We start from the raw sequence: 19,475 nt of genomic DNA, 5'->3' as shown, positions 1-19,475 counted from the left end.
TGTGAGTTTTATATTTGGTAAAAATAAGAATGGTGAATCAAACTTTAAAGACCAAAATAGTTCTCGAAGATACAATCTTGGTTTTTCAACAAATCAGCTAGATGATAAAAGTAATCTTTTACGGATTTTGGATTTATTTTTTGAAAAACCAACAAGTAAAGTTTTACTGGTTTGTTCTAATAATAAGAAAAACAATGGAATGACTTTCACCAGAAATATTGGGAAAGCTAATAGCAGTTTAGGAAAAAACACACTTATTATTGATTGTGATTTTAAAGAACAAAGCCTAACTAAGAGTTTTCAGTTCAATAAAAATACTGTTGGTTTGACTAATATTTTAGATAACGAAGATCATGTGATGGATGCGATTAATGATATTGAACCCCAGTTACAAATATTAACTGCTGGATCAGTCACCGATGAAAATCAATTTATTCTAAAGTTTTCAAATTTAAAAACAATAATTGATGTTTATAAATCAGTCTATGACTTGATTGTAATTAATACATCTGAGGAGCGTGACTCATTCTTATCTGAAGTACTGTATCAATGTGCTGACGATGTGATTTTAGTAACTCAATCTAATGCTGAAAAGAAAGAAAACTTAAATAAATTCAAGAAGTTAATTCAAGCACAATCAAGTAGTTTACTAGGAGTTGTTTTTGATGGCTAGCCTAGTCAAAGAATTATATCCAAGTGTAATGCTGTATATAGTTTGTATAGTTGCCGGAATAGCACCAAAGCAAGTTGGAATGATTATTGTCGTAGCAATATTGACGGGAATATTTTACTTAACCTATAAACATAACTTGGATTATTACTTATTCTTAGTTGTTTTGGTTGCAGCCTTTTGGGGACCATATCTAGCAATTCCAGGGCTGTCATCACTGTTCTTATTCAGACTACTCTTACCGCTTCATTTATTATTGTTCTTATTTGGTAAAAATAAGATGACAGTTAATAAGGAATTACGGTATGTGATTTTAGGATTAGGAATTTGGATATTGTTTTCTACGATTTCTATCTTTTGGTCAGATTATCCAGTTAATAGTTTGAGTGCGTTGTACTTTGAATTTGAAATAACTTATTTCATTATGTTTGCAATTTACTATTTCAATAGTGAAGTAAAAATTCGCCAGGTAGCTAAGTTGTTATCGTTAAATTACTTTTTGATCTTATGCTATTCATTAATTGGCGAATATTTTATGAACGTTCATTTAAAGTTTTCAACGGCATATCTAAGTGGTTATGATACGAGACCAACAGGGATGTTTGTTAATACCAATGACTTTGCGGCTTTTATTAGTATGTATTTAGTAGTCTTATTACTAGCATTTGACGATAAGACGATTAAGGGAAAGATTGGTTTAATTATAACTATTCCTATAGTACTAGTAGTTAATCTTTTGTTAATTATCCAGACTAATTCAAGAACTGGATTCGTCGCATTTATTGTCATCTTACTCCTGTTAGTAATTAAATATATTAAATTACAGAATGGAATTATTGTTATTACGATAATGACCTTGGCATGGATTTTTCAACAAGATGCTTACAGTGTATTGGATATCAAAGAATTAATTGTACGTGTTGAATCGACATTCCACGGAAAAATGGATTCAACAGCTGAACGGTTAAAAATTTATCGCTACGCGCTTGATTCAATTATCAAGCATCCACTAGGTGTGGGTGTTGGTAGTTCGCAAAAAGATGTTTTTTATTTACTGAATGGATATATGAACTTACCACCTGCGGCTAGTCAAAGTATGGGAATGCATAATTTTTTATTAGCCATATTGTTTGATACCGGTTTTGTTGGATTGTTTGGGTTTTTAGTAGTTCTAATATATATGGGATTTCATTCAATTAGACTCTACTTTAAGCGTACTGAATATATATTTTGTTATCCATTACTGACACTAGTTGGATTTATCTCTGTGTCGGTTGGAAGTAGTAGTATTTTCGAAATGCGTACGGTATGGATTGCCTTTGGCTTAGCCGCTGCAATTATTTTGAATAGAAAGCAATTTTTAAATGAGGATCAGTATGATAAGAAAGAAACTACTTAAATTATATTTCCGCTTAAAGAGTAAGCAGATTGAGTTTAAACATACGAAGTTGAATTATATTTTTGAGCAAAACAAAAAGAGTTCAACATTAATAGTTATCTTCAGTGCTTTTCCAAGAACAGGTTATGAAGCAACATATAACTACCTGCGAACTTTAAAAGATATCAAAGCTAACAAACTATATATTTTAGATAATTTTGGATATCAAAAGCGTGGTTGTTATTACTTAGGTGAGAACGGTGAACGTAATGTTCAAGAATCAGTATTACATCTGATAAGTAAGATTACTTCAAACAAAAAATTCGAAAAAGTAATTTGTGTTGGATCTAGCAAAGGTGGTTATGCGGCATTAATGTTTGGCAGTTTAATTGACGCAGATTATATTATTGCCGGAGCACCCCAGTATTACTTAGGTGATTACTTAACTGATAATCCAATAAAAAATCCAATTCTGTTGTCAATCATGGGAGATGACTCCACAGAAAGCATTAAAAAATTGAATTATATTCTCCCAAATCTAGTAAAGAATAAGATGAATAATCAAAAAGTATATCTTAATTACTCAAAAAACGAACATACCTATGAAGATCATATAAAGTATTTGCTTAATGATTTAACCGATAATAATATATCAATGACTACTGATGTACAGGGGTATACACACCATCAAGACGTTAAATTTTGGTTTCCAAAATTTCTTGTCAATTCATTAGAAGAGATTATTTACTCTGATGAAGAAGGTTAGTTGTTGAAAAAAATATTAGGTCTTAATTTTAAATACACTTATCCAAAGTGTTAGAAAGGAGAAAAATGAATTCTTTTTTAGAAAAAGATGACTCAATTAGACTAGAAATAATAAAATTTCTAAGCCAATCCGTTGATCAATGGGTCAACGGTGAAGAACTGGCAGAAATGACTAATTTCAGTACAAAAAAAATAACTTCATTAATAAAAACAATTAATGAAGATTTGAAGAATGTTTACGACAATGAGTATGTTATTAAAAGTACTAGTGGACGCGGATATTGTTTAGAAGAAATTCCGGACACCTGGAAGAAACTAGAAATATTTTATTATGAACGTTCTTTATCTTTTCTATTTATTAAAGAAATACTATTTAATTCAGAGCTAACAATTGTTGGTTTTTGTATTGATAACTATATTAGTATTGCTACATTAAATAGAAAAATCCAACGAATTTTGCCGATATTAAATACCTTTGATTTGAAAATTAATATCAATAAAGGAAGATTAATTGGAAGCGAATTGCGAGTTAGACAATTCTATTTTGAATTACTAAAAAATGTCTATGGCAATTACCAATGGCCGATGGAAAATATCAGTCAAAAAAATATTGAGCATCGAGTTGAAGATTTGAATCAAGCAATCAATGCCAACGTTAATTTTATTGATAGATATCTCATGGAGATTTATGTGTGCATATTTCGTTATTCGAATGCGGCAGCATAAATACATAGATGATGAATTTCAAGATTATCAATGGATTGTTAATCATCCGTTCTATTTTGAAGTTTATGGATTTGTGTCAAATCAGTTTAAGCTTATAGACAAAGAAATTATTGATACAGAATCAAAATATTTGTGCTTCTTGATTATCACATCAATGTTAGGAACAAGAGATGAAGAGGCAATTAGGCAAGAACTTCTTTTCTTTAAAACTAATAAAGTAAGTGAATATAATTTTGTTCGAAACTTACAAAGAAGTCTCATTAACAAGTATCAAAATGAATATCAAATAATGAGTAGTCAACTAACATATCTATTGACGGGGATTATCATTTCTCAGAGGAAATTTACACATCAAGGAAGCAATGAAAAAATACAAAAGTATTTACATGATGAAGTTAAAAACGCACCTAATTTTTACACTTTCATGGAAAAAGAATTGCTTAAACAAAGATACTTAAATTTAACAGAATCAGAATTAGATAGGACTTTAGCAAGCATTATCCCAATATTGAAAGCCAATATTCCGATAATGAAATATGAGAAACCAATTACAATTGGATTCTTTTACAGCTCAGATATTACTCACCAGTATTTAGTGCGAAATAAGATAACTGAGCATTTAGACAAAAGAATTTCATTCAATAGTAATGAATATGATATTCAAAATATGGATATTGTTGTTGTTGATGAGAAGAGCTACAAAGGTGTTAAACAACGAGTAGCAGATGATGCATCTATTATCTCTATCGATAATATTACTATTGATAACTCAATTAAAAAATTAGAGTTTGCAATTATGAATATTCAGAAATAGTTTACTGATAAGAAAGGGAAATAATTATGATAAAGGATCATACCGAGGCTAGAAACTGGTATTTAGAAAATACCAGAGTGATAAACAAAATGTCTAAACCAACAAACAAATATGGATTGGGATTTATGCAATATTGTATGTTGGTATCCATTAATGAAAATGAATATGAAACACCTTCGGAATTAGCTAATGAACTACAAGTTGCTATTTCGTCAGTTTCACGTTCGTTGAAAGTTTTACATAAAAAAAGCTTGATATCTAGATTATCAAGCGAATTTAATGATACGAGAAAGATCAAAGTTGAAATAACAGAACACGGTAAAGAACTACTAAAAAAAGTTGATTCAGAAATCGATAAAAGTATTGACGAGATATTTTAATAACTACTATTCAATAAAGAGTTGAGCTTTAAGTTCATCTGAAGTTTGTTTAAAAGTAGCATCAGAAATCACCTGGAATAAGAGGTTATTAATTCTTTGTTCCTCAGATTCTATTTGGTTATTCTTGAAATGATTGGCACTACGATAATTGTTTTGAATTTTATTCATGTCTTGCAACGTTAAGTTGGTTTTCATGTTGTCACCGATTACTTTTAGGAAAGAATTATATTTAGTTAACATGCGAATTGACATGGCTTTTTGTAAAATTGCTTCAATTACTTGTTGTTGACGGAGTTGACGACCAAAGTCTCCGCGTGGATCATCATGACGCATACGTGAGTACTTAAGAGCCTCATCACCATTAAGTTTAATTTTACCTTTTTTAAAATGATGACCACCAAATTTAAAATCAAGTTTGTTATTAACGGTAATGCCATCAACAGCATTTACTAACTGCTTTAGACCGCGCATATTGATAAGTACGTAATAATCAACAGGTATGTCGAATTCTTTTTGAATGGTATCAACGGCTAAAGGAATACCGCCGTAGGTATAGGCGGCGTTTATTTTACTGCCACCATATTTAGGTAGAGTTACCAAAGTATCACGTGGAATACTTAACATGTTAGTTTGCTTCTCTTCGGGATTTACAGTAGCTAGAATCATGGTATCTGTTCTCCCTTTTTCGTGACGACCAAAATCTCCAGTATCTGTACCCATTAGTAGTACAGAGAAGGGTTGCTTGTCGTCTAAACTAACATTAACATAGCGTTTATTTGTAACTTTTCCTTTAGTTTGGTAGATTTTATCACTTGTGTTTTTTACATCATGGTAGACAACCACACCATAAATGCCGGCACCGATTAGTAATGCAACAATCACCGCAAGTATTATTTTGAATATTTTCTTCATAATTTGTAATCCTTAGTTGGGTATTTGTAATAGCATATAATAAGTAGAAGTATGCAATCAATGATGCTTAACCTCGTATTTAGTAACGAAATATTCATGTACCTATTAGCTTATATTTGTAAAAAAATAAGATGTTAATATATACTATCTTCACTGGAGGTTTTCATCAATGCGAAAAATAATGTTTTATGGTGCAATTAGTTTAGATGGATTTCTATCTGATAGTAATGATAATTTACAATGGCTATTTGATGCTAATTTAGATGGGAAATCAACTTATGAAGAATTCATTTCTACAGTTGATACAATCATTATGGGTCGAGTTACATATGAAGAAACTACTAAACTAATGAATGGACAGGCTTTATATCCTAATCATGAAAAGTTTGTATTAACACATGACAAAAATAAAATTTTTGATCAAGCAAAAGCTATAAGTAATGATTTAATTGAATTTGTTACAGAATTGCGTGAACAAGAGGGCGGGGACATTTGGATAGTTGGTGGCGGAAGTATAGTGACGTCACTACTAAAAGCTGACTTAATAGATGAATGGCGAATTCAAATCGCTCCTTATCTTTTGGGGAGAGGTAAGCGGCTATTTCAAGAAGATGATTATTTTAAAAAGTTAAATTTAGTAGGCACGACTAACCTTGGTGAACTAACTGAATTACATTTTACAAATTAAAAGATAGAGCAGTCTGCTCTATCTTTTTTTTAATTATTTGACTTTTAACGATTAACATATTAATGTTTATTAATATAAAGAGGAAATAAAGAATGAATGAGATATTTAGAAAAAAAGTTGTTCATGCGCTTAATAATGAAGTGCGAGTTAATATATTGGAATTGTTAGAAAGTAAAGATATGTCAGTATCGGAAATTACTGACAAGTTAGTAACGAAACAATCTAATATTTCACAACAATTAGCTTGTCTGAAAGACTGTGGATTAATTACTTCAAAAAAAGATGGGAAATATGTCATATATTCTTTAACAAGTAAGAAGATTTTTCATCTATTAGAAGTTATTGATCAAGTTGGAAATGATATTGGCTGGAATGAGAGCACGGAAGAAGAATGTATTAGTAATGTAGACTAGGAGATTAACAATGGGAGCAATAGTACTTTCAAGCATAACTGCATATATTTCGACAAGTATCGATTATTTGATTATCTTAATGTTGGTATTTGGAACTGCAAAAACTAGCAAACAAAGATGGGCAGTATACTTTGGAGACATCATAGGGACAGCAATTTTAGTTACAACGTCATTAATAATGGCTTTTGTATTGAAATTTGTCCCTGATGAATGGATTTTAGGATTGTTAGGAATAATACCTATATTTATGGGGATTAAACTTCTTATAAAAGGTGAAGAAGATGACGATGAAATTGTTGAAAAAGCATTAGGCAAAGATAGAAGTTTGATGTTAAATGTTGCAATAATAACGATTGCGACATGTGGAGCGGATAATATTGGAATCTATGTGCCATACTTTGTAACATTGAATGCGGCACAAGTGATAATTGTGTTAATTACATTCTTTGTTATGTTGTCATTATTTTGCTGGATTGGTTATACATTGGTTAAACTTCCCAAGGTTGCTGATATTTTAGAAGATTATGGTAGGTGGATAACTGCGATTGTGTACATTCTGTTAGGAATTTACATAATGATTGAATCAGGGACAATAGCTCATTTTATATAGGAAATAGAGGTAAAAACCACTGAGGAAACTCAGCGGTTTTTTATTTGGATTTTTAACGTTGTAGATGGTTTCACAGGTCTGTTTTTATTTATTTATTCATCAGGTACGATGTTATAGTAAATGAATTTCAGGGGGAATAATATGAAAAAAATTACATATAGTGCAATGATATTAACAATGTTACTTTCAAGTGGAATCGGTACAGCACATGCCGCAGATAATCAGCAAGGAGATTTAACAATAAAAAATGTTGATACTTTAGATATTAAAAATAATGAATTCCAAACGACTTCACTAATAATAGCTTTTCAGGATATGTCGGGTAATGACATAACACCTAGTTTAACTATTCCTGGTAGAGTCGGAGCTATATATGATGCTACTAATTTTCAAAAAGATATTTTAGGTTATCATCTTGTTGCTGTTTCTGGTGAATTAAAGGGAACATTGGGATATGAGGATACAAAAATTATTTTTCAATATGATAAAGATGAAAATGCGGGAACAGTTACCGTTAAGTACGTTGATGAGAATGGAAATAGACTTTATGATGATGTAACTTTTACGGGACTAAATGGCGAAAGTTATAAAACTAATCAATTGTTTGTAAAAGATTATACTTTTGATCATGTTGAAGGGAATATTAACGGGGTGTACACAACAGATTCACAAACTGTGACGTATGTTTACAAAAAAACTCAGTCTGATACTAATCCGGTAGAACCTAGTGAGCCAATTGATCCAATAGAACCAAACATTCCAGTTGATCCGATTGAACCTAATAATCCAGAGACAGAAACTGATGATTCAGAGGCCGTGAATGACAATATGTCTAATAATGATGTTCCAGAAGTGCCAGGTAAATCAGCACAATCTAAACCTTCTTCATCAAATGTAAGCAAACAATCAGAAAAAACTTTACCTCAAACGGGTGAATCAAGCGTAATTGGCAATAGTGCTTCCGTAGCAGGAGTTCTAGTATTGTTATCCGCATCTTATTGGGTATTTAGAAATAAGAGATTAAATTAAGATATGCTTGAATGTGATTTAGTATAATAAAAAACCTCTGATTAGTTTCAGAGGTTTTTGTTTTGATGTTAATGATTTATTGAACAAGAGATATATGGATGTATAATTAAGTTGATATATTTACATTGGTTATACGAAGATAAAGAATGTTTATTTGATGAAAAAAGACAGACTTATTAATTTGATAATATGTATGATTGTAGTAGTGTACGTTTCAATTGTGAATCCAATTTTAGATAAATATTTAAGTTTACCAGAGCTTTATATATTTATAATAGTTGTGGTTAGTGGCGGAGCCCTAGGATTTATATTATATTATCCAATTAATTAGTTAAAAAAGGAAAATCATTTATCTGATTTTCCTTTTTTACTTAAATATTTACCTAATAAGATTGATACTAAGGGATAAACAATAAGTATAGTGGTTGAAGAAACTACTAATTCAATGATTGAAGTATTTTTATTTACTAATTTTGTAAAAACAATATAAAAAATTATCATTACAGTAGTATCTAATATAATATTAATTGTGTTTTTTTTCATTATTATAAATTATTGCCATCCCCAGTTGTTAATTCCAAAGTAATAGTTTACATCAAAGTAAGCTCCATTTTTAATTTTAGAACTTGCCCAGGAACCAAGTGCTGATCCGATAAAAGCTCCCACGGCAGTTGCAAACATAGCCGATAGACCGTTTGCAGCTAATGCAGCACCAATAGCTGCCCCTACAGCATTTCCTGCACCATTAGCCGCTGCTCTGACAACATTTCTATTTAAATAAATTCGTACATAATTCCAGTGAATTGAAATTCCGTTCTTTCCAAAGCTTTGAACATTAATGATTTTATCTGCAGTTTTAGTTTTCTCATTAAGTATGAGATTATTTTCTCTAATTCGTTTGTTTGCATCCGTTATGAGATTTTTTGCTTGTTTTAAAGTATCGGAACTCACTCTGTAATCTGATGGAATCTCGAGAATGTATTGATTATTTTTGACGCCAACAAATTTATCTAAACTGTTGACTGCTTGATTGTTTGCTTTGGTTGTCATAGCAGGTAAGTCATTTTGATTAACACTTGCTAATGCAACAGAACTAGGTATAGTTGTTCCTAGCAGTGATGCTGATATCAACACAGACGTAATAATTTTATTTTTTTTCATAATATTTTCCCCTTCTTTAAAAAATAACCGACTGAAAAATTTGATTTATAGAAGCATATTTTTAGTTAATCACCTTCTCTCTATTAGCATAAAAAGATGCATACAATCTAATATCATGACAACGCAATGAGTCTGATTATTAATCGATACTATGTAAATTTATCTATTCGTAGCAGCACATGTAAAATATAGTTAATTACTATGAATATAATTAAAAGCAATATATATCTTTCTTTGAACCATTCAACTTTTAATATTGCGCTCATCAATATAAACGCAATTAAATATTGTAAAAATAACTTCATTGTACTACCTCAATTCTGAATAATTATGTTTTACAGAAATTATTTTTCCGGATTTAATCTTAACAAGACTGGGAACTGTAGTAATTTTGCACTTAAGTATTAAATTAATTTTGTTTTTTGAATTTAGCATCTCTGTATTCATGTAATAGGTTTTCTTACTGAGTTTATTATCAAAAAAATTACTTAACATAAATTTTTGACAAGAAGGACAGGTTTTTCTTCCAATAAAAATAGTCTTGTTAGTTCTTGCCGTAATACTATTAATTGGAGTAAGTTTACTTGTTTCATAAATATAAATTTGTTGTTTTATTACTGGTATGCTCTTAAGTAAGATTAATATTATTGTTAATAGTGGTACTACTGCTAAGATAACTTTATTTTTCATTTTCATTAGTCAATGACACTGCAAACCCATTTTGTAACTGAGTTTGAATTTCTATACGCTTTGCAAAATTTATGTGCTCCCCAATTGAGCAACTTAGATGCTAGCCAACTTAGTCCTGCAGCTGCTAGAACTTTCATAGCCCAGAGAATTATAGGTGCAATTTTCGGGTCTTTATTATTTTGTAAAATTTTATTTTTTTGATCTTGTGGTAATGCATTAAACTTTGATTGAAGCATTCTTTCTTGAGACTCAGTCATTCCATACTTATCTTTAAACTTTCTATCTACAGTAATGGTGTTTTTTTTTTCTGGCTGTAGATAATTGCAGGATTACTTTCAGTATTTGTTTGTTTTGCATTGGCAAGAGCTGTAGCACTTGGTACAAGGAAACTAATTGAAATAATGAATGTAAAGAATAACGTAACAACCTTAAATTTCTTCATAGTGTACTCCTTTAATTATTTTTTAGTGCAAACTTATTCTGAGACATTATAATGAAATATAGGAGGGACAATGAGTTTAAATCTGTTACCAAATTGTTTACATATTAAAAAAAGAAGGATTTTCTATGAATCTATCAGAGCAATTAAGAGCTTACCGAATTAAGAACGGCTTAAGTCAAACAGATGTTTCTAATATCATGCACATATCTAGACAGTCCATTTCGAAGTGGGAACATGGGACGATAACTCCAAGTATCGAAAATCTTAAGGAACTTAGTAAGATTTATCATGTGTCACTAGATGTCCTTTTAGAAAACGAGGCCAACGTTGAAAAATCATACAAAAATAACAGCACGCTATTATTAGTTATGACAGCTGTTTGTGCAATAATTCCAGTTATTGATCTAATAGGCCCTATTTATATTTTAAAAGTTAATAATAAAGGGAATGGCCATTATAAACTGATTAAGTATATGAATTACATTAGTTTTATAATTTCAATTTTAAGCTATATATATGGATACTTCTTATCAAAAAGTCTCTTTAAATAATCCACGATTCTGAATTTTGTATATTAATGTTTCTATGAATTTTTGATAATGAAAGAGATGCTTATGAAGGTGAGTATTAAAAAAGGAAAATCAGATAATGATTTTCCTTTTTTATATTCTATGATATTGTTTGCCCCAAAAGTCTTCATTTTAGTACGTTTAATTCTGAAACAGTGTAATTTTTTGACTACCCATAGTATAAAAATCAATCAAATTTATCAAAGTTGAGAAAAAGGCTGTTATATCAATGCCTTAACATGATATAACAACCTTTAAAAGTACTTATATGGGTGGTCAGGGGATCGAACCCTGGACCCACGGATTAAGAGTCCGTTGCTCTGCCAGCTGAGCTAACCACCCAAATATTATCAGTAATACAACAATAGATATACTACCACAGCGACGCCATTTTGCGCAATATTTTTTAACAAATACATTATGATTTTTGTTTTATCCATTCATTATTAGTATAATGAGTAGTGATAACACTTAAGGAGTGTGATTTTATGGCGAAAAAAGTTTTAGTTGTTGATGACGAAAAACCGATTTCAGACATTATTAAATACAATATGGAAAAAGAAGGCTATGAAGTGTTTACTGCCTTTGATGGACAAGAAGCTGTTGATCAAGTAGAAGAAGTTGAACCTGACATCATCTTGTTAGACTTAATGCTTCCAGTTATGGATGGCTTAGAAGTTGCGCGTGAAATACGCAAAACTCGTGACACACCCATTATTATGATTACAGCCAAAGATGCTGAGATTGATAAGGTTATTGGTCTTGAATTAGGTGCTGATGATTATGTAACTAAACCATTCTCCAATCGTGAATTAGTTGCCCGTGTTAAAGCAACCTTGCGTCGTCAAAATTCTGCTCAAGTTAGTGCCGATGCTGAAGATGAAGAGAATAATGATATTACAATTGGTGATTTAACAATTTTGCCAGAAGCTTATGTAGTTAAGAAGAATGGTAAAGAAGTTGAATTAACTCATCGTGAATTTGAATTGTTACATTATTTAGCACAACACATGGGTCAAGTAATGAAGCGTGAACATTTATTACAAACAGTATGGGGTTATGATTATTTCGGTGATGTACGAACAGTTGATGTTACTGTCCGTAGATTGCGTGAAAAGATTGAAGATAACCCTAGTCAACCAGACTGGCTAATGACACGTCGTGGTGTTGGTTATTACTTAAAAAATATCGAAAGCGACCAAGACTAGCCTGCAAATGTTTTGTAGGCTTTTTTTATAAGGAAAAATCGTGAATAAAAAAATAAAATTTATGCATTCAATCCATTTTAAAATTCCCTTTGCGTTCATCTTGATTTTGTTTGCCACAATCGAAATCATTGGGGCTTATTTTGTACGTCAAATTGAACATCAAAACGTACAAACATTTGAATCGTCTATTCAAATCCCCCAAGGAATATCAACGCAAATTGCCACTGAATTATACAATCACAAAAGTGATATGGGTGATAAGATTCAAAGCTCTTTAAGAGATATTGATAATTCATCCATATCTGAAATACAGGTGGTGGATAAAGATGGAACAACAGTTGCTAACTCAGATGCAAATAAGCAATCAACTATTGGTAAGAAGTCTGATGCGATTGCTAATACTGCCATGTACAACAATCAGAAGCTGACGCAAATTGTCTATGACAAAGATACTGGTAGTACTTACATCATGGTACAACCGCTTGTCAAAACCGTTAATGATTCGAGTAATGTTATCGGGGCTATTTACGTTCAAGCTAACATGGAACAAGTATATAAGAACATTAACAATATAATTATTATCTTCTTATCGGCTTCGTTAGTTGCCGGATTAGTGGGAGCATTGATTGCTATTTTTATTTCACGAGCTATCACACGACCAATTGATGAAATGAAACAACAAGCTATTCAGATGTCTCAAGGAGATTATTCTGGACAAGTTCGTGTATATAGTGAGGATGAACTAGGGCAGTTAGCTCTTGCTGTTAATAACTTATCCATTAAAGTTGAAGAAGAAACAGAAAACTCGGAGTCTGAACGTCGTCGATTAGATTCTGTGCTTTCACAGATGTCAGATGGAGTTATTGCTACTAATCGTCGGGGAAACATTACCGTTATCAATGAAATGGCGATGGAATTTTTGAATATTGAAGATGACCAAGAAGTTATTCAAAGGCCAATCGTTGATGTGTTAGGGATTCAAGATGAATTCTCCTTCCAAGATATTTTGGAAGATCAAGATTCTATCTTGGTTGAGGCTCCTAACAATAATAATGATTTGATTTTAAATACTGAATTCTCATTAATTCAAAGAGATAGTGGGTTTGTAAGTGGTGTAGTTGTGGTATTACATGATGTCACTGAACAACAACGAGTAGACCGCGAAAGAAAAGAGTTCGTTTCTAACGTTTCTCACGAATTAAGAACACCATTAACAAGTATTAGAAGTTATGTTGAGACATTAAACGATGGAGCATGGGAAGATAAGGAATTAGCACCGAAGTTCTTAAAAGTAACGGTTGAAGAAACAGAGCGAATGATTCGTATGATTAATGATTTGCTTAGTTTGTCACGAATGGATCAAGGGACTTCTAAGCTGGAATTAGAATATGTTAATTTCAATGAATTCTTCAACTACATTCTTAATCGTTTTGACATGATGCTAACAAAAGATAAAGAACACGCAAAAGAAAATGGTACAAAAATTAAAGATTACACAATTAAGCGTGTATTTACTAAACACGATTTGTGGGTTGAGATCGATACGGATAAGATGACGCAAGTTATTGATAATATCGTTAATAATGCTATTAAGTACTCACCGGATGGTGGGGTTATTACTTGTCGGTTGTTAGAGACTAATAAGCACGTTATTATCAGTATTAATGATCAGGGATTGGGAATTCCACGTAATGATCAGATTAAGATTTTTGACCGTTTCTATCGAGTTGATAAAGCTCGTTCAAGAAAACAAGGCGGTACAGGATTAGGACTATCTATTTCAAAAGAAGTAGTAGAAGAACACAAAGGTAAAGTTTGGGTTAACTCATCTGAGGGCAAAGGCTCAACATTTTATATATCATTACCATATGATGCTAACGAGGGGATAGGTGAATGGGATGAAGATTAGTCGTTTAATTGTTCAGACACTAGTAGTAGTAGCAATTGCTATTAGTTTTGTGCTGTCATTTTTAATTTTGACTAATAATTCTCGTTACCAAATGCAGCCCAAAACCGATGTAGCAGAAAAAAAGAGTAGTAAACAAAATGTCGTCCAAAAAGAAGAACTCTATTCACCATCGCAAATTATCTGGAATGATGGGACAGATCAGCGCTTAGTTTATAATAATAAACATAATGTTGTTAAGTCAGTACAAAAAGATATGAGCACTTGGAAGTTTGGTAAAGTATCAGTCTTATCCAAAAATAACACTGAAAAATACAAGAAATTTGTTAATTCGAAAGATTCATTGCAGTTGTTTTATCCTTTACAAATGTCGGTAAGCTATTATGGTGATTTACTTAAACAAGATAATTTAAGTAAAGAAGATAAGTATATGTTTAATCGGGTGTTATTTCACTTCGATCACAAAGATAAGAATATATATTTAGGTAATGACCGAAATCATACTGTTTATAAGTTAAGTGTTAATTCTGGAAGTTCAGAAGAAATTGTAAAACTGCTAAAGAATACGGATATTTCTTTGAAGATCAATTTAGTAGTTAGAGATAAGACTGTAAGTGTTGACTATGTTGATCATGTAGTTATGAACACATATAGTTATTTAGTAACCAAGCAAGAAGATAACAATTATGTTTCTAACTTACTAGGATCTAACAATATTTCAACTCGCCAAAGCGGTGATACTTCAACTTATAGTGCTAATTCATATCAACGGTTGGTATCTGATAGTAAGAAGAATCAGTTAACTTATTATGACTATTCAAAAGATGATTTACCTAAGTCAAAAACTGAAATGCTAAATAACGGTTATAAGTTAATCAACAAAATTAATAGTCCGCTATCTAATGCTAAGTTAGCTTATGTTGATTGGAAGAACAGAGTTTTAGTATATCGAGAATATGTAGAAGGATTTCCAACGTTTAAGAAGAGTGACATAGGTGCGGTTAAAGTCAGTTTTCAAGATTCCGGAACTATAGCGCAATTTTCGAATAAAGTAATTCAAGTTCCGATACCATCTGATCAAAAACCAGTAACATTGAAGAACACTGCAGAAATCATAGAAGATTTAAAAAACGGTGGCTATACAATAGATAAGATTGAAGATATTGATTTAGGTTATGAGTGGACGATTGATAAAGATAATTCTGATGTTGTTGATTTATCTCCAAGTTACTTTATTAGAATTGGGAATAAATGGAGCACATTAAGTGAATTGGTTGGTGTATCTGATAGAATAGGGGGCAGTTAGATATGGATTTTCGAAGAATTGAAATGATCTTTTTGGTTGTATTTATTGCCCTTGATGTTTTCCTGTTTACTTCTTTTAGCCAAGCTCAAAGTGTTGTTGTTAGCAGCAGTAAGGCTGATGAGACCTCTATAGCGGCCGAAATGAAAAACTCAAATATTACTACAGAAAAATTAAGTTCTAAAGATAAAAAAGGCTACTATTTAGCAGGGAAAAGCGATCAAGGAATGGAGCAACGTATTGAAACACTGAAAGACCAAAAAGCAAATGTATCCAATAATGTTGTCACTAGCGTTTTAAATAATCCTATTAATGTTAAAGGTAAAGATACAGTAGAAGTATTGGAAAATTTTGTTGCTACTCCTGGGAATGTACTTTTTGAAAAATCATATAGATATAATGAGATTTTATCGAATAGTACAAACTATGTTTTTTCCCAAAAAATTCAATATGGACAACTATATGATGATGCTGCACAGATAACTTTTTATAAAAAAGGGAATCAAATTACGTCATATCGTCAAACATATACAAAGAAGACGTCTGTTTTGCGCGAAGAACAAGATGCTATTTCGCAAAAAGACGCAGTTAATTATCTCTACACAGCGTCAGAAATACCTGATAATTCAAAAATAAGTGATGCAAAATTAAATTATGGAAGATTATTGACGGCGAAGGGGAGTGCTATTTATATTCCGATTTGGTATATTCAAATCGAGAACAAAAATACTAATGCCAAAACCGTAAAATTAGTTAATGCTTTTAATGGGACGATTATTAAAAACCAGCAGAAAGAAGACATACAGTGACCTCAGATTTTAAAATAAGTGTATTAGCGAGCAGTAGTAAAGGGAATTCTACTTATATAGAAACACCCAATAGTAAAATATTGATTGATGCTGGTTTATCGGGTAAAAAAATTGAGAATGCTATGAAGAGTATAGATAGAGATCTAAGTGAAGTGGACTCAATTTTGGTAACACATGAGCATAGTGATCATATTCAAGGTGTTGGTGTATTAGCTCGTAAGTATGATATGCAAATTTATGCTAATGAGGGTACCTGGAATGCTATGAATTCTAAAATTGGGAAAGTTCCCAGTGAAAACAAGTATGTTTTTGGTATGGGAAGCACACTAACAATTGGTGATTTGGATATTGAGAGTTTTGGGGTGTCGCATGACGCAGCAGAACCACAGTTTTATCAAGTCCATTATGATAACAAGAGTTTTGCTGTTTTGACTGATACAGGATATGTATCTGAACGTATTAAAAATACGATTAAATCTGCGGATGCTTATTTGATGGAATGTAACCATGATTTAGATATGCTAAGAAACGGTGACTACGCTTGGTCGTTGAAACAACGAATCTTGAGCGATCAAGGTCATTTGTCTAACCTTGATGGAGCTAATACTTTAGAAGAAATAATTGGCAATAACACCAAACAAATATTTTTAGGACATTTAAGTCCAGATAATAATCTTAAAGATTTAGCTCATCGTACGGTAGCTGAAGACATGATGAAACATGATTTAGGTGTGGAACATGATTTTCATATTAGTGATACTGACCCAGAACAAGCGCAACCACTATACGGAATTTAAAAACATTAGATATTTGATCTAATGTTTTTTTAATCTCATAAATTTCAAATTTAGCTTTTTTAAGGTAAATTTAAGCTATAAGTTTTAAACTTACAATTAGTAATCATGCAAAAGGGAGAATTTATATAATGGGAAAAATTAATTCAACTGGAAAAACAATTATTATTGCCATTGTAGCTGCACTATTTGGAGGTGCAGCATCAGGAGTTATCGTAAGTAGAAATATGAGTACAATAAATAATACTCAAAAAGCTGGTACAACAGAAACAGTAGAGACTACAAAATCAAAAACGCAAATGGGAGCAGCTTTTAAGAGTGTATCAAGTGCGGTAGTGTCTGTTATCAACTATCAAAAGAAAACAAGCTCTGCTAGTGATAGTCTAGCCGAACTATTCGGAGGAAGTAGTTCTAGTTCTCAAAGTAGTGATTCGTTAGAGAAATATGGTGAAGGATCTGGAGCTATATACTCAAATAAAGACGGTAAAGGATATATTGTCACTAATAATCACGTAGTTAGCGATGCTGATAAGTTAGAAATCATATTTAAGGATGGTTCTAAAACAGAAGGAAAACTAATTGGTACTGATGAAGTTACTGACTTAGCCGTTATAGAAATATCAGGAGATGAAGTTCCGGCAACGGCAGAATTTGGTGATTCTGACAAAATTACCGAAGGTGATCCTGTAATTGCTATTGGTTCACCTTTAGGTAGTGATTATGCAACTTCAGTTACCGAAGGTATTATATCTTCTAAAAGTAGGACTATAACGACTCAAGATCAAACAACTGGTCAAGATATTGGTCAAGCAACAGTTATACAAACTGATGCTGCAATTAATCCGGGTAATTCTGGAGGTCCATTAGTAAACTCAAGCGGGCAAATTATTGGAATCAATTCAATGAAGTTAGCATCTAGCGACGATGGAACTTCAGTAGAAGGTATGGGATTTGCTATTCCAAGTAATGAGGTGGTAAAGATTATTAATGATTTAGTTGAGAATGGTGAAGTGAAGCGGCCATCTTTAGGGATCGGAGCACTAACACTTGATCAAATTTCTAAGCAAGATCAAAGTGATACTTTTAAGTTACCAAGTAGTATTACAGGTGGAATTCTTATCGGATCTGTAACAGATAATGCGCCCGCAAGTAAAGCAGGATTGAAGAAGTATGATGTCATTACTAAGATTGATGACAAAAAAGTCGATAGCATAGCAACCTTACATTCTATTATTTATAGTCATGACATAGGTGATAAGGTAACGGTAACTTATTACCGTGATGGGAAGCAGGCTACTACCGAACTTACTCTAACAGAAGTTGAATCTAATTAAATAACAAAGAAGCGATGATAAATTAATATCATCGCTTTTTTTGTTATTCATAATAATAGTGTTATAAATTGCATAATATATTTCTGATTGATATCATTAGGTTAATAGTTAGAGTATGTCTAACAAATGAAGGTGAGGATAAGATCATGACGATAGTAAAATTAAGTTCACTCGTATTATTAACCGGAGTTGCTTTGATGGGAACATCATCAGCAATCGCCGCAGAAGTTGGTAGTTTAGATACTAACTTGAGCGCAACTTTTATTGAAGATACATCAGAAAACACGCCATTAGACCCGACCGATCCAACAAAACCAGTTGACCCAGGACGTCCAGGAACAGGGGGAGTCTTAAGTTTAGATGTAGCACCAATCAGTATTGATTTCGGAACTACCATGCTTGAAGCTGGTGCTAATCAAACGATATTTGCTAAACCAATGGTAGTTAAGAGTGAAGGGGACTTAGACAAAGAAGTTCCACACTATGTACAAGTTACTGACAAACGTGGTGGAAGATTAGGATGGAAGTTATCAGTGAAGCAAGAGGCCCAGTTAAAATCCGGAGCTGATGACTTAACAGGAGCAATTATTAGTATTCAAGATCAATCAATTGTATCTCCAAGTGCAGAAGTAGCTCCGACTGGATTTACTGGCAAATTAGATTTAACACCTGGTAGTGATGTCCCAGTTATGACCGCTGTAAGTGGTCAGGGATACTTAACTTGGATTCAAAAATATGGAGCAATAACTGACGACGGCTCAGGCACTGCCAATGAGAATAAGGGAGTGCAATTATATGTTCCTTCAGGAGCAGCACAAGCTAAAGCATATACAGGATCATTAGTTTGGTCACTAAGTGACACCCCAGCTTAATT

At 32.0% G+C, this 19,475-nt stretch carries 22 protein-coding genes and 1 tRNA gene; 18 read left to right on the top strand and 5 right to left on the bottom strand.

Translation table 11 applies throughout. The annotated features are described in order from the left end of the window. Position 1 precedes the first annotated feature (1 nt). The 6 genes from RD055328_RS06630 to RD055328_RS06605 all read left to right on the top strand — a co-directional run bounded on the left by RD055328_RS06630 (position 2) and on the right by RD055328_RS06605 (position 4,733). On the top strand, positions 2–673 hold the full coding sequence (locus RD055328_RS06630; RefSeq protein WP_244088008.1) for a hypothetical protein: 672 nt from the start codon (positions 2–4) through the stop codon (positions 671–673). Then, a complete protein-coding gene (locus tag RD055328_RS06625) occupies positions 666–2,069 on the top strand; it encodes an O-antigen ligase (protein ID WP_244088007.1) in 1,404 nt (467 codons plus the stop codon). The genes RD055328_RS06630 and RD055328_RS06625 overlap by 8 nt, the downstream gene beginning before the upstream one ends. Further along, entirely contained in the window at positions 2,047–2,814 is a 768-nt protein-coding gene (locus RD055328_RS06620; RefSeq protein WP_244088006.1) for an accessory Sec system protein Asp2, read from the top strand. Before RD055328_RS06625 ends, RD055328_RS06620 begins: the two co-directional genes overlap by 23 nt. 65 nt (positions 2,815–2,879) lie before the next feature. Continuing rightward, the gene (locus tag RD055328_RS06615) at positions 2,880–3,539 is read left to right on the top strand and encodes a helix-turn-helix domain-containing protein (protein WP_244088005.1); all 660 of its coding nucleotides are present in this window, start codon (positions 2,880–2,882) and stop codon (positions 3,537–3,539) included. Further along, positions 3,526–4,353, top strand: a complete 828-nt coding sequence (locus tag RD055328_RS06610; RefSeq protein WP_244088004.1) for a hypothetical protein — start codon at positions 3,526–3,528, stop codon at positions 4,351–4,353. The genes RD055328_RS06615 and RD055328_RS06610 overlap by 14 nt, the downstream gene beginning before the upstream one ends. Before the next feature lie 89 nt (positions 4,354–4,442). Continuing rightward, positions 4,443–4,733, top strand: coding sequence for a MarR family winged helix-turn-helix transcriptional regulator (locus RD055328_RS06605; protein ID WP_244088003.1), 291 nt, complete (start codon positions 4,443–4,445; stop codon positions 4,731–4,733). Between the two features lie 6 nt (positions 4,734–4,739). Here the strand turns inward: RD055328_RS06605 and RD055328_RS06600 are convergent, their stop codons facing one another. After that, the gene (locus RD055328_RS06600; RefSeq protein WP_244088002.1) at positions 4,740–5,645 is read right to left on the bottom strand and encodes an LCP family protein; all 906 of its coding nucleotides are present in this window, start codon (positions 5,643–5,645) and stop codon (positions 4,740–4,742) included. Positions 5,646–5,814: 169 nt separating this feature from the next. On the opposite strand from RD055328_RS06600, the gene RD055328_RS06595 reads away from it, so the two are divergent. From RD055328_RS06595 to RD055328_RS06580, 4 genes are all read left to right on the top strand, one after another. After that, positions 5,815–6,333 (top strand): dihydrofolate reductase family protein, encoded by a 519-nt coding sequence (locus RD055328_RS06595; RefSeq protein ID WP_244088001.1) that lies wholly within the window; start codon positions 5,815–5,817, stop codon positions 6,331–6,333. A gap of 92 nt (positions 6,334–6,425) precedes the next feature. Next, entirely contained in the window at positions 6,426–6,746 is a 321-nt protein-coding gene (locus RD055328_RS06590) for a helix-turn-helix transcriptional regulator (protein WP_244088000.1), read from the top strand. A gap of 10 nt (positions 6,747–6,756) precedes the next feature. After that, a complete protein-coding gene (locus tag RD055328_RS06585; RefSeq protein ID WP_244087999.1) occupies positions 6,757–7,356 on the top strand; it encodes a CadD family cadmium resistance transporter in 600 nt (199 codons plus the stop codon). A gap of 141 nt (positions 7,357–7,497) precedes the next feature. Next, entirely contained in the window at positions 7,498–8,385 is an 888-nt protein-coding gene (locus RD055328_RS06580) for a MucBP domain-containing protein (protein WP_244087998.1), read from the top strand. Between the two features lie 552 nt (positions 8,386–8,937). Here RD055328_RS06580 and RD055328_RS06575 read toward each other — a convergent pair. From RD055328_RS06575 to RD055328_RS06565, 3 genes are all read right to left on the bottom strand, one after another. Continuing rightward, entirely contained in the window at positions 8,938–9,546 is a 609-nt protein-coding gene (locus RD055328_RS06575; protein WP_244087997.1) for a hypothetical protein, read from the bottom strand. 695 nt (positions 9,547–10,241) lie between these two features. Further along, positions 10,242–10,493 carry a hypothetical protein gene (locus RD055328_RS06570; protein ID WP_244087996.1) on the bottom strand — a complete coding sequence of 84 codons (252 nt, stop codon included), beginning with the start codon at positions 10,491–10,493 and terminating at the stop codon, positions 10,242–10,244. 26 nt (positions 10,494–10,519) lie between these two features. Next, positions 10,520–10,678: a hypothetical protein gene (locus RD055328_RS06565; RefSeq protein ID WP_244087995.1), complete on the bottom strand. Its 159-nt coding sequence runs from the start codon at positions 10,676–10,678 to the stop codon at positions 10,520–10,522. A gap of 125 nt (positions 10,679–10,803) precedes the next feature. Between RD055328_RS06565 and RD055328_RS06560 the strand changes: the two genes are divergently transcribed. Further along, the gene (locus tag RD055328_RS06560; protein WP_244087994.1) at positions 10,804–11,229 is read left to right on the top strand and encodes a helix-turn-helix domain-containing protein; all 426 of its coding nucleotides are present in this window, start codon (positions 10,804–10,806) and stop codon (positions 11,227–11,229) included. 287 nt (positions 11,230–11,516) lie between these two features. On the opposite strand, the gene RD055328_RS06555 is transcribed toward RD055328_RS06560, so the two are convergent. Continuing rightward, positions 11,517–11,589: transfer RNA gene (locus RD055328_RS06555), tRNA-Lys, on the bottom strand. Between the two features lie 146 nt (positions 11,590–11,735). On the opposite strand from RD055328_RS06555, the gene yycF reads away from it, so the two are divergent. The 7 genes from yycF (at position 11,736) to RD055328_RS06520 (ending at position 19,473) form a co-directional block, all read left to right on the top strand. After that, positions 11,736–12,455, top strand: a complete 720-nt coding sequence (yycF, locus tag RD055328_RS06550; protein ID WP_244087993.1) for a response regulator YycF — start codon at positions 11,736–11,738, stop codon at positions 12,453–12,455. 40 nt (positions 12,456–12,495) lie between these two features. Continuing rightward, positions 12,496–14,364: a cell wall metabolism sensor histidine kinase WalK gene (gene walK / locus RD055328_RS06545; protein ID WP_244087992.1), complete on the top strand. Its 1,869-nt coding sequence runs from the start codon at positions 12,496–12,498 to the stop codon at positions 14,362–14,364. Further along, on the top strand, positions 14,354–15,667 hold the full coding sequence (locus RD055328_RS06540; protein ID WP_244087991.1) for a YycH family regulatory protein: 1,314 nt from the start codon (positions 14,354–14,356) through the stop codon (positions 15,665–15,667). The genes walK and RD055328_RS06540 overlap by 11 nt, the downstream gene beginning before the upstream one ends. A gap of 2 nt (positions 15,668–15,669) precedes the next feature. Further along, complete coding sequence (locus RD055328_RS06535; RefSeq protein ID WP_244087990.1) at positions 15,670–16,473, top strand: two-component system regulatory protein YycI; 804 nt, start codon at positions 15,670–15,672, stop codon at positions 16,471–16,473. Then, a complete protein-coding gene (locus RD055328_RS06530; protein ID WP_244087989.1) occupies positions 16,470–17,270 on the top strand; it encodes an MBL fold metallo-hydrolase in 801 nt (266 codons plus the stop codon). Before RD055328_RS06535 ends, RD055328_RS06530 begins: the two co-directional genes overlap by 4 nt. A gap of 128 nt (positions 17,271–17,398) precedes the next feature. After that, on the top strand, positions 17,399–18,601 hold the full coding sequence (locus RD055328_RS06525; protein ID WP_244087988.1) for a S1C family serine protease: 1,203 nt from the start codon (positions 17,399–17,401) through the stop codon (positions 18,599–18,601). Positions 18,602–18,747: 146 nt separating this feature from the next. Next, a complete protein-coding gene (locus RD055328_RS06520) occupies positions 18,748–19,473 on the top strand; it encodes a WxL domain-containing protein (RefSeq protein ID WP_244087987.1) in 726 nt (241 codons plus the stop codon). Positions 19,474–19,475: the final 2 nt, after the last annotated feature.

The sequence above is a fragment of the Companilactobacillus sp. RD055328 genome, from assembly GCF_022835675.1.
Classification (GTDB): Bacteria; Bacillota; Bacilli; order Lactobacillales; family Lactobacillaceae; genus BQUT01.
The sequence above is the reverse complement of the archived record's forward strand: the minus strand, read 5'-3'. Positions and strand labels throughout refer to the sequence as shown.

Excerpts from the sequence above, each read along its gene's own strand:
- RD055328_RS06585 (WP_244087999.1), top strand. The coding sequence starts at position 6,757 with ATGGGAGCAATAGTACTTTCAAGCATAACTGCATATATTTCGACAAGT.
- RD055328_RS06535 (WP_244087990.1), top strand. The coding sequence starts at position 15,670 with ATGGATTTTCGAAGAATTGAAATGATCTTTTTGGTTGTATTTATTGCC.
- RD055328_RS06610 (WP_244088004.1), top strand. The coding sequence starts at position 3,526 with ATGCGGCAGCATAAATACATAGATGATGAATTTCAAGATTATCAATGG.
- RD055328_RS06595 (WP_244088001.1), top strand. The coding sequence starts at position 5,815 with ATGCGAAAAATAATGTTTTATGGTGCAATTAGTTTAGATGGATTTCTA.
- RD055328_RS06620 (WP_244088006.1), top strand. The coding sequence starts at position 2,047 with ATGATAAGAAAGAAACTACTTAAATTATATTTCCGCTTAAAGAGTAAG.
- RD055328_RS06600 (WP_244088002.1), bottom strand. The coding sequence starts at position 5,645 with ATGAAGAAAATATTCAAAATAATACTTGCGGTGATTGTTGCATTACTA.
- yycF (WP_244087993.1), top strand. The coding sequence starts at position 11,736 with ATGGCGAAAAAAGTTTTAGTTGTTGATGACGAAAAACCGATTTCAGAC.
- RD055328_RS06580 (WP_244087998.1), top strand. The coding sequence starts at position 7,498 with ATGAAAAAAATTACATATAGTGCAATGATATTAACAATGTTACTTTCA.
- RD055328_RS06565 (WP_244087995.1), bottom strand. The coding sequence starts at position 10,678 with ATGAAGAAATTTAAGGTTGTTACGTTATTCTTTACATTCATTATTTCA.
- RD055328_RS06540 (WP_244087991.1), top strand. The coding sequence starts at position 14,354 with ATGAAGATTAGTCGTTTAATTGTTCAGACACTAGTAGTAGTAGCAATT.
- RD055328_RS06605 (WP_244088003.1), top strand. The coding sequence starts at position 4,443 with ATGTCTAAACCAACAAACAAATATGGATTGGGATTTATGCAATATTGT.
- RD055328_RS06575 (WP_244087997.1), bottom strand. The coding sequence starts at position 9,546 with ATGAAAAAAAATAAAATTATTACGTCTGTGTTGATATCAGCATCACTG.
- RD055328_RS06525 (WP_244087988.1), top strand. The coding sequence starts at position 17,399 with ATGGGAAAAATTAATTCAACTGGAAAAACAATTATTATTGCCATTGTA.
- RD055328_RS06615 (WP_244088005.1), top strand. The coding sequence starts at position 2,880 with ATGAATTCTTTTTTAGAAAAAGATGACTCAATTAGACTAGAAATAATA.
- RD055328_RS06570 (WP_244087996.1), bottom strand. The coding sequence starts at position 10,493 with ATGACTGAGTCTCAAGAAAGAATGCTTCAATCAAAGTTTAATGCATTA.
- RD055328_RS06625 (WP_244088007.1), top strand. The coding sequence starts at position 666 with ATGGCTAGCCTAGTCAAAGAATTATATCCAAGTGTAATGCTGTATATA.
- RD055328_RS06590 (WP_244088000.1), top strand. The coding sequence starts at position 6,426 with ATGAATGAGATATTTAGAAAAAAAGTTGTTCATGCGCTTAATAATGAA.
- RD055328_RS06560 (WP_244087994.1), top strand. The coding sequence starts at position 10,804 with ATGAATCTATCAGAGCAATTAAGAGCTTACCGAATTAAGAACGGCTTA.
- RD055328_RS06520 (WP_244087987.1), top strand. The coding sequence starts at position 18,748 with ATGACGATAGTAAAATTAAGTTCACTCGTATTATTAACCGGAGTTGCT.